We start from the raw sequence: 14,706 nt of genomic DNA, 5'->3' as shown, positions 1-14,706 counted from the left end.
CCTATACAGTTAAAAAGTATGCATAAAATTATTAACAATATGTTTCTTATACCAGATCTCATTATTTATTACTTAAATAATACAGATAGCAACCCTACAAGTAATTGAAAGCGGTTTTTCATTCGTTTGAATGCCGAATAACCACTATAGCCTAATGTTGGCGACGCATTATTCTGATGCCTTACGTAATACATAAGTTTATCTGTACAAAAGTATGGCTTTCCTTTTATTTCGGCTATTAACCCTATCCACCAGTCGTGCATATGTATGTAGGATGGGAATGGCAATGCAAGGTTTAAAATACGACGGTTGAATGACATGCAACACCCAATATAAGAGTTGCGCTTTATATTGTTTATAAAACCCGGTTTCGACCCGCGTTCCTCAAAAAAGGAATTAAAAACGGTTTTGCCATCTTGATCTACCACTACAGCATCAGATATAACCAGGTCATTATTTTTATGCAAAAACAAGTGCGTACTTACTTTGTCGGCTTTCCACTTATCGTCCTGATCAGCCAGGAAAATAATATCGCCGGATGCTTTCATCAGAGCATTTTCAAAATTACCAACAGGACCTTTATGCCGGTTATTAGGGAAAATCTTGATACGCTTATCGTTAAACGAATGCAATAATTGTAAGGTATCGTCAGTTGAACCATCATCACTTATAATGAGTTCATCTGTCGGCGACAGTTGTATTAATATACTTTCTACCTGCTGTTTAATATAAGCTTCGCCATTATATGTAGCCATGCACACCGAACAAACCTTACTCATGCTGTTACTGGTTTTGAGCGTTTTAACTTTAATGATAATAGTACAGGATAAACAAGTTGGAAGCTTAAGCCACTAAAAAAGAACATGTTATCAAATATGCAGAATAATAAAAATGTATTTAAAATAGCCAATCCCGTGGAGAAGTAAGGGTTTTGCGGCTTCATGATAATTAAATAAAGAAAAGTAACCCCCATTAAAAATAAAAAGGTAATACACATTCCTAACCACCCTAAATAGGAGTAAGATGTGGAATAAACCGTACCAACGGTTAAAAATGGGGCTATTAATTTATTGTCGGGTTTTACCGTATTAAATATCGAAGCCAGCCTTTTTGATATAAAATCAAAATTAAGCTCCCCGTTCATATATCCCAGAATATTTGAGATACTGTAATCAATAGGACGATCATCAATATTTATTTGCAAATTGGCTAACGGCGACGATATATATAAATAAGACCAAAAATATTCTTTAGGTATTGATGAATTGACAAAATCCGGTTTTGCCTCACCAAGATTTAACATAATTTCGCTTAGCTCCTGAGTTTTGTTTTTATCTATTTGGTTACTTGTACGTAAATTCCCTAAAATACCAAACCCCATTAATACAATAAAAACTATCAATACTACCCGGAAATATATCTTTAATTTGCTTTTTTTATAAGAGAACAGATAAACAAAAAATATACTGGATAAATTAATCAGAACTGCCCCCCGGTTAAATACCAGAATAGGAAAGATAAGCAGATAAAAACATTGAAACAGGTATTTTTTATTCTTTTCTACCATGTAACATTTAAACAGATATACTGTAAAAAAACTGGTAAAAGTGGATAAAATGACATAAAACGTGGGAATTCCAAATTCAAAATAATCAATATCCTGATTTTTTAATATTGCCACCATTGGGATATGCCCGGCATAAACAAAATTTAAAATATAGCCTATGGTTATAGCTATTATCCAACTGTTAACAGGTAACCTATTCTTGTATTCATAAAAACGCAGTACACCTTTCCGATGAACATACAAACCAAGAGCGCCACTAATAAAAAAAGTAGCAAATAGGAATGCAAGCAGTGCTAAAGTTAATTTAGGATATAAATAAGACCAATCCAACTGATAAACAATAAGCGCCAGCGAAAAACCCAATATATATATAAAGAAAGGGTTTACATCAGCTACACTTGTCTGTCGTTTTATCATTTACCGGTAAATAACTTTAATATAAAATTCAAATTTACGTGTATTACAGATAATTTTAACGCTCTTATAAAAGCATTCAGATTAAGTATAAACCTTTCACCTACTGAAGCCGACATGTTGCGCATACCCTGCAAATAATAGTTAAAGCGAATAAGATCTGCACCTGTTGTATTTTTTTTTTCGGTAGATAATTCATGAGTAACCTGCAAATCAATCACTATAAAACTATCAGTAACGGTATTATGAAAACGCTTAATGAAATCATGATCGCTGAAATCAAGCTTAATACCTTCGTTATAACCTTTATTTTTTTTAAATGCCAGGGTACTTATACACATACCACAATTTATTACTGACAAGTTTTTTAAATTATGGATGCCGGGACTGATGTGATCCAACGAAAATCCGCGCATATACCTGAACTTACATGGGGAGATAATAGTATGATGATTCACTACCATAATGGGTGCAAATAATACACCTTCAGGATAGCTGGAAATAGCATTTGCATACGCAGGAATTGTATGTTCCGGAAAATCAGTATCCTGATCAAGCAGCAACAGCCATTTTTTACCGGTTTGCAAGGCTATGTTATTTGCTACATTATACGCCCTGCTAACTCCGCTATTGTTTTCATCCGGTATGTACGTTATTGAAATATTATCAATGGAATAGCTTTGCCCCTCTTCAAAATCTGCATTACAAACCGGGGTATTATCGTACACCACCATTTGTAAAGATTGCGTACTTTTTTTTAGGGATGCATTGATAGATAAAAAGGTGGCCGATTTTGCTAAAGGCATATTATATAAAACCAAAACGGCCAAAAGGTCTTCCATGCAATGTTTTAGTTAGCGGTTACCTCTTTAATAATTTCGTAATATCTTTCAGAGAACGCCTTGGTACGTTTTATCAGGTCTTGTTCCACATGTATATCCGTAAAATAATTCTCATCAATATTTTTACTGTCAGACATCAGCTTTTGCATAATATCAGCCAGTTCGCGCTCATTTAACGGATCAAAATAAATTCCGGTGTCGGGGTTTTGTTCGCGATGAATAGGAATATCAGAAAGGATGATAGTTTTACCGCAACTTTTGGCCTCTTCAACAGTTGAGCTCCAGCCTTCAAACAACGAAGGATTAATAAGAGATAAGCAGGAACGTATCATTACCAACACTTCTGCATAAGGTATTAACCCAAGTAAAAGTATATTATTCTGAAGGTTATTATCGTTAATATAATTTAAAGTGTTTTGTAGTTTTTTATTATTGCGATAATCGGCCATGTGCCCTGTGGTAACTAACAGAGGATTTAAACCTCGCTTTTTTAAAATATCTACTGCTTTAAATGCTGTTATATGATTTTTATGGCTCCAAAACTGATTGGGCAAATAAAAGAAACTTCGGTTAATATTATATTTACTTTTTATAGAATTTAAAGTATTATTAAATTCCTGTTCAGAAAGCGAACCCGGTTGCGACACGAACGGCATTACCCTTACCTTATCCACATTAACCGTGGTGAAACTTTTGTAATCTTTAAAAGCATCGTTACTGCTCAAAACAATCAGATCACTATACTTTATCATATCGTTATACTGTTTTAGTATACGCTTCCTTTCCTGATCTGTCCATAAATCCGGGTAATGTAATATTTGAAAATCCGGAACCCAATTTATTAGCTTTAATCCTTTATAACGGCTAAAAAAATTAGAATGGGAAACTACTTTTATATTATATTTTTTTAATAGGCGTAAAAGAAAAAAGCTTGCGCTGAACTTTCTTTCCAACACTTTATCAATAAACCAGCTTACCGTACCACGCTTTAAAATATTTGTTTTAATTATATGTGCATAGGGGGCAAACATTTTAATATAATCTTCTTCAATATCTGCAGGCACAAATAAGTAATATTCCACATCAGCATGTTTTTCCTTGGTACATGCATAAAGTAAATTTTTAATATAATTTATTCCGCCTTTATATTCCTTCGTAAAATTCAGTAAAAACGCAACCTTAGTCATTCATTAATTTTTTAAAAAATTGCAAATACTTCTCTAATCCCTGTTGTAAAGTTGTCTCAGGAGCCCATCCTATTTCACGGGTTTTTGAAATATCCGCCTGATAAAATCTGGGGTCTCCTTCTTTTACCTGTTGATTAAACTTAATATTAACCTCTTTATGATACAACTTAACCAATTGCTCTATAGTGCTTTTAACAGAGGTTTTTATTCCTGTGCCGCCATTAAATATATCTAAGCTACTTTTTGAATTATTAGCAATAGCTAAAATCAGCGATGCCGCATCTTCTACATATAACCAATCGCGTGTTTCTTCGCCTGTACCAAAAAACGATACATCTTTTTCGGCCTCTTTTATTTTTATACAGGCGTCCCATAATAACTGCTTTTGCAACCCTACACCATAAATAGAAAAATATCTGATGATGGAAATTTTGATGCCGAAATTTTTATTATAGGAATAACATAGTTCTTCGGCCGCTTTTTTATGAAAGCCATAAGGTGAGACCGGGTTAGATGGGTCATCTTCCTTTATAGGTTTATCACCTACATCTCCCTGAACAGCCGGACTTGAAGGATATATAAAATGACAATCTTGACAGCGGAGTCTGATATATTCAAGCAAACTTAATGTGCTTTGAACGCTTTTCTGAAAGTCTTCGTAAGGGTTTTGATAAGAAAAACCTACTGAACCACTTCCGCCACAATGAATTATTATATCAAATACCTGATTCAGATTCGAGAGCGCTTCAAAAGTTATCGTAGTTTCATACCATTCTTGAATGCCCCATTTATTGTATTCATGCCTATGCCATTTACCATGCCCTATACCACTTACATGATAACCCGCCTCATGAAATGCCTTAGCAGTGTAACGTCCAAGAAAGCCATAAGCCCCGGTTACAAGTATTTTTTTTTTACTTCCTTCTGTGTTCATGTGCAATTTCCTTAATAACTTTTGCCGGGTTACCGGCAACAATACACCAATCAGGTACATCGCGTGTAACAACACTACCTGCTCCTACTATCGCTCCCTCTCCTATGGTTACACCTTTTAATATTATACAGTTCATCCCGATCCATGCGTTATCACGCACTGTAATTGGGCTTGAGTTAACTACTGACCAGTTTTTATTCTCTATAAAAAGTTTACCAGAACGAAAATCCTCCAACTGTTGTATAATATCATTCTCCCGTTCTTTATAATTAATTGAATGAGAATCGTGGTCGTAAAAATATGTTCCCCATGCAACAAAGACATTGTCGCCAAACTCAATCTTGGATCGGCATATAATATCACTCGAGCCTATATAAGTTCTGTTACCCACTATAACCTCCCCTGCTCCCGATTCAAATATTACCTTACAATCTAATATTGTGTCATCACCTACCTTAAGATAAATTTTACCTGATACCCTCTTATGCAAAATTAAATGGAAATTTTCGAAGAAATGGCTGTTACCTGACGTCAAATATTTTTTTATGGCGTTAAAACGCTTTAAAAAAAGCAGATGCTTTATCATTTTAAAAATTGCGCTAATCATAAATCCACTTCATTAATATATGATTTAGCTTTAAATATAACGAATATCATTGCAGGTAATGTAAGAATACCGGCGGATAAAGGAACTGAACCAATGCCTACTGATAATGAAAATAATAACTTACTTAAAGGTATCATTAGTATTGCAGCAACAAACGATAGGATTATCTGACCTCGTAATTTTTCAAAAGCGTTTAAAAACACGCCACCTGTATAGGCAAAGACCTGCACAATACCTAAAAAGGCAAACGGCCATATATCTTTAACGTTTGTTACTATTATAGTATTATTAGTCCACAATCGTAACAAGAGAGGTATAAAATACGAAACAATACATATGCCTACACTAAATACCGAGGCACATAATAATAATTGCTTATACAATTTATTTAGCTGTGCTTTTTGTTTTAGGGCTTTTGCATGTGAAATTTCGGTCCAAAAAACTGATATAATTACGCTAAAAAGTGTCATACCCAATAAAAATACCTTATTTACCGTATCATACTGGGCAACATATTTTAAAGCAAGGTTATTATAGGTTAATATGTTACCTATAGAATATAAAAACAGGGCTGAAATTTGCAATATAAAAAAGCTCGTGCCAACAAGTAATGATTTCTTAGAAGATTTGAAATGGCTAAAATTAAAAATTTGCAACCAATGGAAATTAAGTGTTCTTAAAGAAAAGGAAATTATAGTAAAATTGGCTATCACATATAAACCGCTATAACATATTGCAAGTTTATAAATATTCACATCAAAAATATGATATTTAAAAGCCAGTAATATGAGCAGCCATAAAAAACTTTGAAAAAATAAGATGGAATTAAATAAGTTAAATTTCTTTAAGCCTTGAATTATAAAATGGCCCAAGGTAAAAGGGAAAGAAAAAATTATCGGAAGGTAAATTATCGCTGACAAATACAAATGCGATTTAAAAATGCTGATAAAAAATGTCGATATTATAAATGTTATAAGTAATATCAAGCTCATTAAAATATAAAACTGTAGTGTACCAGTGATTAGCACTTCAAGTTTAGCATCATCATTATTCGCCCTTGATTCGGTAACTTTATTTTTCAAGCTGTAACCGGAACCAAAATCAAACAGATTAAGCCATGATAATAAAGCGGTTATCGTAACCCAAATGGAGTAGGTGTCTGTGCCGAGTGTTTTTAGCAGTAAAGGAACCGAGATAAAAGATATTGCCGCGCCGGACAACTTGAATATAGTAGAACCAAATATGGATCTAGTTACCTTATAATTAACCTTCACTTAAGTAGCAACGCTTTAAGAATTTTTAATTTGGTGATAAAACTGGCATGCCAGGGAAACCTGACGTTTTTTAAAAAAAAAAGTACATCTCGGAAGTTTGACTTTGCTTTTTTATTGATTATTGATCCAACTAAATTCCTTCCGTAAACTTCATCCCGAATTTTTTTAAAATTTCTAACCGGGGATAAAGGTATTTGATTTTTAATATAGTATTCAATATCATTTTGCCACCTATCAATTTCTGCAAGCCATCCAGCTGTGCCTAAAGTTAATACTGTAGAGTTATTCGGCCATGTTCTATAAGCTCCTATGATTTCGGGAATAAAAACCACTTTTCCTGTGAGCGCAATCATTTGTATAAGTTTGCTATCACCCGCAGTTAATTTATATGATTCGTCAATATAACCTAACTGTTGAACTTTAGAAGTTTTGAACAACATTGATGGGAATCGAGCTTCAACTCCGTATTTTAAAATATTAAACCCACTTGGGGGGGCCATTTCTAGCAGTTTTTTAGGTCGCCATTCAGATATTAAATCATCATTTTCGTTTATAACATTATGCCCGAAAATTAACAAATCCGCATTTTGATATTGATTTATATATTTTTCAATAATATCAAATGACTTTTCATAATACAGATCATCATCCGATGGGATCATAAACCAGTCGGTATTAACTGCTTTTATACATTTGTTCCAATTTTGCAAAGCGTCAATCACCAAATCCTGCAAAATGAATTTCACATTTATAAACTTAGCCTTAAATTCATCTGTTAAAAACATACCATTATCGCTTACAATAATATTGATATCTACCGGTAAGGTATTTAAAAGCTTGTTAAGATAAAATTGCCTATTGTAAGTAGGTATAACGATAGTCAAATTGCTTAATCTATTTTTCTTTTCTGCCATTTGCAGTTTAGCTAATATATTCCTTAATCACCTCTAACATATAATCATAATGGCTTTCATTTAACCCTGGCCATACACCAAGCCAGAATGACCTGTTCATGATGGTATCGGTGTTTTTCAAATCACCTACAGATCTATAATTAATATTGGCATATGCAGGCTGTCTTAGCAGATTGCCTCCAAATAATAACCTCGTTCCAATTTTCTTTTCTTCAAGATGTTGAACCAACATGTGCCTGTCAGCAGCATCGCCTTCTCTTAATGTTAGTAAAAAACCAAACCACGATGGATTACTATGTTCAGTAGGTTCGGGTAAAATAAATATTTCTTCAAGTTCCTTCATCCTTTCGTATAAGGCTTTATAATTTTCGCGCCGACGTTGTACAAAATAATCAATCTTGTTAAGCTGGGAAACTCCAAAGGCCGCCTGCATATCAGTTACTTTTAAATTAAATCCAATGTGCGAATAAGTATATTTATGATCATAGCCAAACGGCAAAGACCCCAACTGTTGCGAAAACCTGCAGCCGCAGGTATTATCCTTTCCAGGCTCGCAATAACAATCACGGCCCCAATCTCTAAAACTCTCAGCAATTTTTGCAAGCTCCGGATTATTAATTAGAACCGCACCACCTTCTCCCATTGTTATATGATGGGCCGGGTAAAAAGAAAATGTGGAAATATCTCCGAAGGTACCTGTTTTCTTATCGCGATAGGTGGCTCCTAATGAATCACAGTCATCTTCCACAACCCACAAATTAAATTTTTTTGCCACACGCATCACTTCGTCCAGATTAAATGGATTTCCTAATGAGTGGGCTATCATAATAGCTTTGGTTTTTGGTGATACCGCCTGTTCAATATCCTCGGCTTTAACATTATGCGTTGCAATATCAATGTCAACAAATACAGGTATTGCCCCAAACTGTATAATAGGATTTACAGTTGTAGGAAATCCTGCTGCTACGGTAATAACCTCGTCCCCCCTTTTAACAGCCCTATCGCCTAACTTAGAAGAAGTAAGCGCATAAAATGCCACCAGATTGGCAGATGAGCCTGAATTTACTAACAACGCTTTACGTGCATTAAAATATGCTGCAAAATCTATTTCAAATTTATTAGCGAAGCGTCCGGCGGTTAACCAGCCATCAAGGGCTGCATCAACACCAAGTAATATATCATTTTCGTCCAAAACCTTACCGGTAACAGGTATATAGTTTTTACCTGATATAATAGATTGGGTTGTTTTGGCTTTAGCAATTTCACGAATTGATGCTTCAAGTTCGGGGGTTGTAATGTTTTTTAACATATAATAATCAATTTATTTAAATAAAAATCGCGCCTCTAGGTGCTTTCCATCTCTATCGGTTGGGCAAAAGGTTCCATTTCCGTAATCGGTTTGCCGAATGCAATTTTAGGATAGGTATTAGTATGCGGATCTATCATTACCTGTAATAAGACGGTTTTTTTTTCATTCTCACTGTTCCACATCCATTTTACTGCATCTTCTACTTCTCCTTCGGTATCAATAGTGATGCTATTAATCCCATATGCAATTGCAACTTTTTCAAAGTCTGGCGCTGAATACCCCCAATATGTTGATTGATATCGTGAATTAAAATAACTATCCTGAAACTGCCTTATCATCCCTAAGTTTTTATTATTTAGGATGACAATTTTAACCGGCAATTTATTTCTTACAATGGTTTGTAATTCCTGTATATTGATTTGCATACATCCATCACCCGCGATAACGACCACTGGATTATTATTTAAAGCGAAACAAGCACCGATACCAGCAGGTAATGCATAACCCATTGCACCCATTCCCCCTGACGTGAGAAATAACTGGCCATTAGAAATTTCAATTGACTGTGCAGTCCACATCTGATGGCTGCCAACATCTGCTATAAAGCACTTGGCCTTTTTTGAATTTTTTGACAGTATGTGGGTGAAATAATTAGGGTTAATTCCATTTGGATGAAGCTCTTTAGTATCTGGCCATAAATTTTTCAGGTCGGTTATATATTGATACCATGATGTCGGTTTTAAAAAATTCTGAAAAGCCGCAAATTTGTTAAATTCATTAAAAAAAGATTTGGCATCGGATACAACTGGTACGCATCCTTTTATACGATTATTGATCTCACAAGATTCGCAATCGACGTGGTAGATTTTTCTATCCTCAAAAAAATGTGTATCGGCACCTGTTTGCCTAATATCTAGTCTACTGCCCACAACAATCAACAAATCGCACTCGCCGAAAGCTATATTTGCCCAGCGGTTGCCGTAACTGCCAATAAAACCTACCCGTGCCGGGTGTTCAAATTCAATTGCATCAATAGCTAAAAGTGTAGTTATAACAGGAATGTTCGTTTTTTCAACAAATGTCTTCATCTCATTCACAGAAAAAGCTGCACGTACACCACGTCCCACTAATAAAAGCGGCTTATGCGCTTTACGAATATCGGCAGCTATTTCAGTAAGCTGCAATTTAGACGGTCCTAAAATAGTATGATTAAAAAGCTCCTGATCGGATGCGTTTACCTGCGCACGCTGAATATCCATCGGTATATCAATTAGCACAGGCCCCGGCCGACCTTCACAAGCGATTAAGAAAGCATTCTCAAGTATCAAAGGCAAGTCATTTTCATTAACAACTTTAAAACATGCTTTTGTAATCGGCTTTACCATTGCAACAATGTCGGTTTCCTGAAATCCAAGCTGCCTTATATTCCGATCACCTTTTTGTTCGTGTCTATTTACTTGACCTGTTATAAAAATCGCTGGAGTAGAGTCAAAATAACAACTACCTATACCAGTAACAAGATTTGTTGCGCCCGGACCGCTGGTTGCCAAAGCTACACCGGGCACCCCTCTAATGCGCCCATATGCATCAGCTGCAAAAGCCGCTGATTGTTCATGATGCATAGTAATTATATGTATATCCGTTTTTTGATTCAATGAATCAAGTAAATGTGTTATCATTCCACCGGATAATTCAAAAACATGTGTCACACCTTTCTTTTCTAAAAAGGTAGCTATATAATCAGATGCTTTCATTTTTTTGAGTGTTAAATTTCCCCTTTAAATATTCAACCGTTTCCAACAAAGAATCATTAAAATCCGATAACTCAAAATCACCAAATTCATTTATAAATTTAGAGGAATCTCCTTGGATGTGCATGGATTGATTTGACCGGTAAGGCAAAATTCCAAAATTCAATTTAAATGTCGGCTTTACTATGTCTCTTATACTTTCAATTAAATACTTTATTGTTATAGTGCTTTTTGAAGAAATATTATATATACCAGACTTACCATTTTTAACAACTATATTATTTATGGCCAAACCCAAATCATTTACATATAAATATGCATATTTTTGCTCACCCGGTGTTAAATCCATATGATCATCCAAAGCCATTCTCTTTATCAGGGCTGATATCAGCCACTTATCGGATTCCCCCTTTCCAAAAAAAGAAAACAATCTCAGCCAATACCAATTGATATGGTGATAATTACAAAATTGTTTTACTATTTCAGAACATATTATCTTTATGCTACCATAAGCTTCACTAACGTTAAGCGGCGCATTTTCATCTATACAATCGTTATAAACTCCATATTCGGCCTGTGATCCCAAACCTATAAACTTAGTTGCATTAGCACATTTTGTAATATTCAACAGTGTAGTTAAAAACTCCACGTTATTATATTGACAATCCCAATTATTTCTCTCTCCATGACTAACACCTATCCATGCAGAATGGATTACTATTTCAGGACGCAAATCAACTACATGATTCACCCATAAGTCATTCTCATCCTGCAATATCCACGTAACAGTATCAAAAAAATCTAAACACAAATCTCTGCTTGAACTGGGTCTGTAAGTTGCAATAACTTCATGACCTTTACTTACTAAATATTGAGCAATATTAGATCCTAAAAAACCTGTTATGCCTGTTAAAAATATCCTAGCCATCAAAGAAGTTTAATATTTGCATAGTCGTATAATCAACTACATCACCATTATTATAAAAATGTTTATACCAGTTAATTGTATTCTTCACTGCCTGACTTGCATCCATTTTCGGTATCCAATTCAATTGGGCTTTAGCTTTGCTAATATCAAGCTTCAATAAACCTGCTTCGTGCAACTGATTAACGTCTTTGTTAAAATAATAATCACCCCCACCCCAGCAATCAATAGCCATATTTACCATGTCACTTACCGCCAATGCATCGTTTAAATCAGGGCCGAAATTATATGCCTGTGAATATTTAAGAGGATGCGTAGCTAATTTAGCTCCCAATTCTAAATAGCCTGACAACGGTTCAAGTACGTGTTGCCATGGCCGCACAGATCTGGGATTCCTAATCTCAATACGTTGATTTTTTGATAATGCTCTTACAATGTCTGGAATTAAACGATCTTTGGCCCAATCCCCGCCACCTATCACGTTACCTGCACGACCAACAGCAATAGCTTTTTGATGTTGGTGATAAGTTTTATTATTAAAAAAGCTATTACGGTACGAATCAATGATAATTTCGGCACACCCTTTACTGGCGCTGTAAGGATCATACCCCCCCAGTTGATCAGATTCACGATAAGGATGGTCCCACTCATTATTGTGGTAAACCTTATCCGTAGTAATTAATACAACACTAACCGGTTTGTTTAAAAGTTTTAATGCATCTAATATGTTAGCTGTTCCAATTGCATTAATTTCAAATGTTTCAGAAGGGATCTCATATGACAGCCTTACAAGGGGTTGAGCCGCTAAATGGAAAATAAAGTCTGGTTGAAAATCGACAACAGCCCTTTTCAAATCCTCTCTATTTCTTAAATCACCAATAATAGAATCACAAAGCTCATTCCCATTTATTAAAGAATAAAGGTTTGGCTCGGTTTCAGGAATCAAAGAATATCCTCTTACAATTGCACCAGTAAGGTTTAATATTTTTAATAACCATGAACCTTTAAAACCTGTATGGCCAGTTAAAAAAACCTTCTTACCTTGATATATATTTTTTAAATCAGTAAACATAATTACCAAATTTTCCAAGGTGAAATACCCTTTTCCCACATTTCATTTAAATCGTGTTTGTCCTTCAGCGTATCCATCGGCCTCCAAAATTCTGTGTGTTTATATGAGTTCATCTGGCCATCGTTAGCAATTTGTTCCATCGGTTGTTGTTCCCAAATAGTTTTATCTCCATCCTTTATATAATTAAATATTTCAGGTTGACATACAAAGTATCCTCCATTAATCCATGCTCCATCACCTTTGGGCTTTTCCATAAAGGAATGAACAGAATTATCCGGGAGTATATTTAATGCACCAAATCTCCCTGAAGGTTGTACCGAGGTAACCGTACAGAACTTACCATGGTCTCGATGAAATTTTAATAAAGCTTTTATATTGATATTGCCAACTCCATCTCCATAAGTCAGCATAAAAGGTTCATTATTTAGATAAGATTGTATACGCTTAATTCGGCCGCCAGTCATAGATTCGTGACCAGTATCAACTAACGTGATTTTCCACGGTTCAGCCTGACTGTCATGTACCTTTATAGAATTATCAGTTAAATCAATAGTTACATCTGACTTATGCAAAAAATAATTAGCAAAGTACTCTTTAATCAAGTAACCTTTATATCCTAAACATACGATAAAATCATTAAACCCATTGGCTGAATAAATTTTCATAATATGCCATAAAATTGGCATACCCCCAATTTCGACCATTGGTTTGGGTTTTAAAACTGTTTCTTCGGATAGGCGTGTACCTAATCCCCCAGCAAGAATTACTACTCTCATTATCTTATTTTAAACATTTCACTATTCAACAATTAATTCCACGTCACCGTTTAATGGATATGAACAACATAAAAGACATTCATTTTCTTTAAGTTCTGTGGGGATTTTTTTTAAACCTATCATTTTTATATCCCCTTTAATCAGTTTTGCTTTGCAAACTAAACAGTTACCAGTTTGGCAGGAGTAAGGAAGATCAATTAAACCATCTAATCCGGCTTCAAGTATATTTTTGCCGCGAGCAACTTCAACAACCGAAGACACACTATTGTTTGTTATAGATACATTTGTTGTTGATATATTTTCAAACTCTTTAGGATCGCGCGTAATTATAAAATCTTCAGAAAAAACCTGATTATCATTTAATCCTTTGCTAAATAACACCGACTTAACAGATTGTTTTAAACCCTCTGGTCCGCATATGAAGTGAAATGAATTATTAATATCAGTTTCATTTTTAAATAGGTTTAAGATTTTATGCGGATCAATTCGGCCCTCCATAATGTAAGGGTTCTCCGGTGTTAATGTAATGCGCGTAAAAAAATGACAAACAGATAGTTTATATGGATATTGCTTTTTTAGCTCGCTTATTTGATCGTTAAAAATAATATCTTCTAAGTTGCGGTTCCCATAAATTAGTTTTATGTTCTTACCAATATTATTATTTAACGCATACTTAATTATGGACATTAACGGAGTTATACCACTCCCAGCCCCCCATAAAAAAATATCTGAATTATCTGTAACTTTCTCAAGAGTAAAATCGCCCATAGGACTCATCACTTCAACTAAATCGCCAATTTTTAACCGGTCAATGATGTGATTAGATACTATTCCGCCATTCATTCGTTTTACGGTGATATCAAGTGATTGGTCAACCCCTGGCGCTGATGAAAAAGAATATGGTCTAATATATTTGCGATTGTTGATCCTGAAGATTAAAGTTAGATACTGGCCTGCTAAATAACTGATGCGTTTTAAGGCAGGCTGCTTAAACGAAACGGTTAAAGTATCTACGGTTTCAAATTTTAATTTAATTACTTTAAGTGTAAAATATTGCATCTATTAATCAATAGTATTTTAAATGATTAGTCATTTTTGATGATACGCCTTATTATATGATAATGAACGGTTTTC

The 14,706-nt window shown here is 34.6% G+C and carries 14 protein-coding genes; all 14 read right to left on the bottom strand.

The genetic code is table 11. The features are described 5' to 3' along the window. Window positions 1-68 precede the first annotated feature (68 nt). The 14 genes from I5M19_RS17610 to I5M19_RS17545 all read right to left on the bottom strand — a co-directional run bounded on the left by I5M19_RS17610 (window position 69) and on the right by I5M19_RS17545 (window position 14,631). The gene (locus I5M19_RS17610; RefSeq protein WP_200067660.1) at window positions 69-779 is read right to left on the bottom strand and encodes a glycosyltransferase family 2 protein; all 711 of its coding nucleotides are present in this window, start codon (window positions 777-779) and stop codon (window positions 69-71) included. Next, window positions 776-1,984: an O-antigen polymerase gene (locus I5M19_RS17605; RefSeq protein ID WP_200067659.1), complete on the bottom strand. Its 1,209-nt coding sequence runs from the start codon at window positions 1,982-1,984 to the stop codon at window positions 776-778. Before I5M19_RS17605 ends, I5M19_RS17610 begins: the two co-directional genes overlap by 4 nt. Then, window positions 1,981-2,823 carry a glycosyltransferase family protein gene (locus tag I5M19_RS17600; RefSeq protein ID WP_200067658.1) on the bottom strand — a complete coding sequence of 281 codons (843 nt, stop codon included), beginning with the start codon at window positions 2,821-2,823 and terminating at the stop codon, window positions 1,981-1,983. The genes I5M19_RS17605 and I5M19_RS17600 overlap by 4 nt, the downstream gene beginning before the upstream one ends. An 8-nt stretch (window positions 2,824-2,831) precedes the next feature. Next, a complete protein-coding gene (locus I5M19_RS17595; RefSeq protein WP_200067657.1) occupies window positions 2,832-4,010 on the bottom strand; it encodes a glycosyltransferase in 1,179 nt (392 codons plus the stop codon). Next, the gene (locus tag I5M19_RS17590; protein WP_200067656.1) at window positions 4,003-4,944 is read right to left on the bottom strand and encodes an NAD-dependent epimerase/dehydratase family protein; all 942 of its coding nucleotides are present in this window, start codon (window positions 4,942-4,944) and stop codon (window positions 4,003-4,005) included. The genes I5M19_RS17595 and I5M19_RS17590 overlap by 8 nt, the downstream gene beginning before the upstream one ends. After that, a complete protein-coding gene (locus I5M19_RS17585) occupies window positions 4,925-5,530 on the bottom strand; it encodes an acyltransferase (RefSeq protein WP_200067655.1) in 606 nt (201 codons plus the stop codon). Before I5M19_RS17585 ends, I5M19_RS17590 begins: the two co-directional genes overlap by 20 nt. Before the next feature lie 17 nt (window positions 5,531-5,547). After that, a complete protein-coding gene (locus tag I5M19_RS17580) occupies window positions 5,548-6,633 on the bottom strand; it encodes an MATE family efflux transporter (protein WP_200067654.1) in 1,086 nt (361 codons plus the stop codon). A gap of 188 nt (window positions 6,634-6,821) precedes the next feature. Further along, entirely contained in the window at window positions 6,822-7,739 is a 918-nt protein-coding gene (locus I5M19_RS17575) for a glycosyltransferase family 2 protein (RefSeq protein ID WP_200067653.1), read from the bottom strand. 7 nt (window positions 7,740-7,746) lie between these two features. Continuing rightward, window positions 7,747-9,048: a lipopolysaccharide biosynthesis protein RfbH gene (gene rfbH, locus I5M19_RS17570; protein WP_200067652.1), complete on the bottom strand. Its 1,302-nt coding sequence runs from the start codon at window positions 9,046-9,048 to the stop codon at window positions 7,747-7,749. A 35-nt stretch (window positions 9,049-9,083) separates the two neighbouring features. Continuing rightward, a complete protein-coding gene (locus tag I5M19_RS17565; RefSeq protein ID WP_200067651.1) occupies window positions 9,084-10,802 on the bottom strand; it encodes a thiamine pyrophosphate-binding protein in 1,719 nt (572 codons plus the stop codon). Continuing rightward, entirely contained in the window at window positions 10,789-11,727 is a 939-nt protein-coding gene (locus tag I5M19_RS17560) for an NAD-dependent epimerase/dehydratase family protein (RefSeq protein WP_200067650.1), read from the bottom strand. Before I5M19_RS17560 ends, I5M19_RS17565 begins: the two co-directional genes overlap by 14 nt. Next, entirely contained in the window at window positions 11,720-12,796 is a 1,077-nt protein-coding gene (rfbG, locus tag I5M19_RS17555; protein ID WP_200067649.1) for a CDP-glucose 4,6-dehydratase, read from the bottom strand. Before rfbG ends, I5M19_RS17560 begins: the two co-directional genes overlap by 8 nt. A gap of 2 nt (window positions 12,797-12,798) precedes the next feature. After that, window positions 12,799-13,572: a glucose-1-phosphate cytidylyltransferase gene (gene rfbF / locus I5M19_RS17550; RefSeq protein ID WP_200067648.1), complete on the bottom strand. Its 774-nt coding sequence runs from the start codon at window positions 13,570-13,572 to the stop codon at window positions 12,799-12,801. A 21-nt stretch (window positions 13,573-13,593) separates the two neighbouring features. Beyond that, entirely contained in the window at window positions 13,594-14,631 is a 1,038-nt protein-coding gene (locus tag I5M19_RS17545) for a ferredoxin--NADP reductase (protein WP_200067647.1), read from the bottom strand. Window positions 14,632-14,706 lie beyond the last annotated feature (75 nt).

Source organism: Mucilaginibacter segetis, from assembly GCF_016522075.1.
GTDB lineage: Bacteria > Bacteroidota > Bacteroidia > Sphingobacteriales > Sphingobacteriaceae > Mucilaginibacter > Mucilaginibacter segetis.
This window is presented reverse-complemented; position numbering and strand designations above follow the sequence as displayed.

Bases quoted from the DNA above. Each gene is read 5' to 3' on its own strand.
- rfbH (WP_200067652.1), bottom strand. From the start codon at position 9,048: ATGTTAAAAAACATTACAACCCCCGAACTTGAAGCATCAATTCGTGAA.
- I5M19_RS17565 (WP_200067651.1), bottom strand. From the start codon at position 10,802: ATGAAAGCATCTGATTATATAGCTACCTTTTTAGAAAAGAAAGGTGTG.
- I5M19_RS17590 (WP_200067656.1), bottom strand. From the start codon at position 4,944: ATGAACACAGAAGGAAGTAAAAAAAAAATACTTGTAACCGGGGCTTAT.
- I5M19_RS17585 (WP_200067655.1), bottom strand. From the start codon at position 5,530: ATGATAAAGCATCTGCTTTTTTTAAAGCGTTTTAACGCCATAAAAAAA.
- I5M19_RS17610 (WP_200067660.1), bottom strand. From the start codon at position 779: ATGAGTAAGGTTTGTTCGGTGTGCATGGCTACATATAATGGCGAAGCT.
- I5M19_RS17600 (WP_200067658.1), bottom strand. From the start codon at position 2,823: ATGGAAGACCTTTTGGCCGTTTTGGTTTTATATAATATGCCTTTAGCA.
- I5M19_RS17560 (WP_200067650.1), bottom strand. From the start codon at position 11,727: ATGGCTAGGATATTTTTAACAGGCATAACAGGTTTTTTAGGATCTAAT.
- I5M19_RS17545 (WP_200067647.1), bottom strand. From the start codon at position 14,631: ATGCAATATTTTACACTTAAAGTAATTAAATTAAAATTTGAAACCGTA.
- I5M19_RS17575 (WP_200067653.1), bottom strand. From the start codon at position 7,739: ATGGCAGAAAAGAAAAATAGATTAAGCAATTTGACTATCGTTATACCT.
- rfbF (WP_200067648.1), bottom strand. From the start codon at position 13,572: ATGAGAGTAGTAATTCTTGCTGGGGGATTAGGTACACGCCTATCCGAA.
- I5M19_RS17595 (WP_200067657.1), bottom strand. From the start codon at position 4,010: ATGACTAAGGTTGCGTTTTTACTGAATTTTACGAAGGAATATAAAGGC.
- I5M19_RS17605 (WP_200067659.1), bottom strand. From the start codon at position 1,984: ATGATAAAACGACAGACAAGTGTAGCTGATGTAAACCCTTTCTTTATA.
- rfbG (WP_200067649.1), bottom strand. From the start codon at position 12,796: ATGTTTACTGATTTAAAAAATATATATCAAGGTAAGAAGGTTTTTTTA.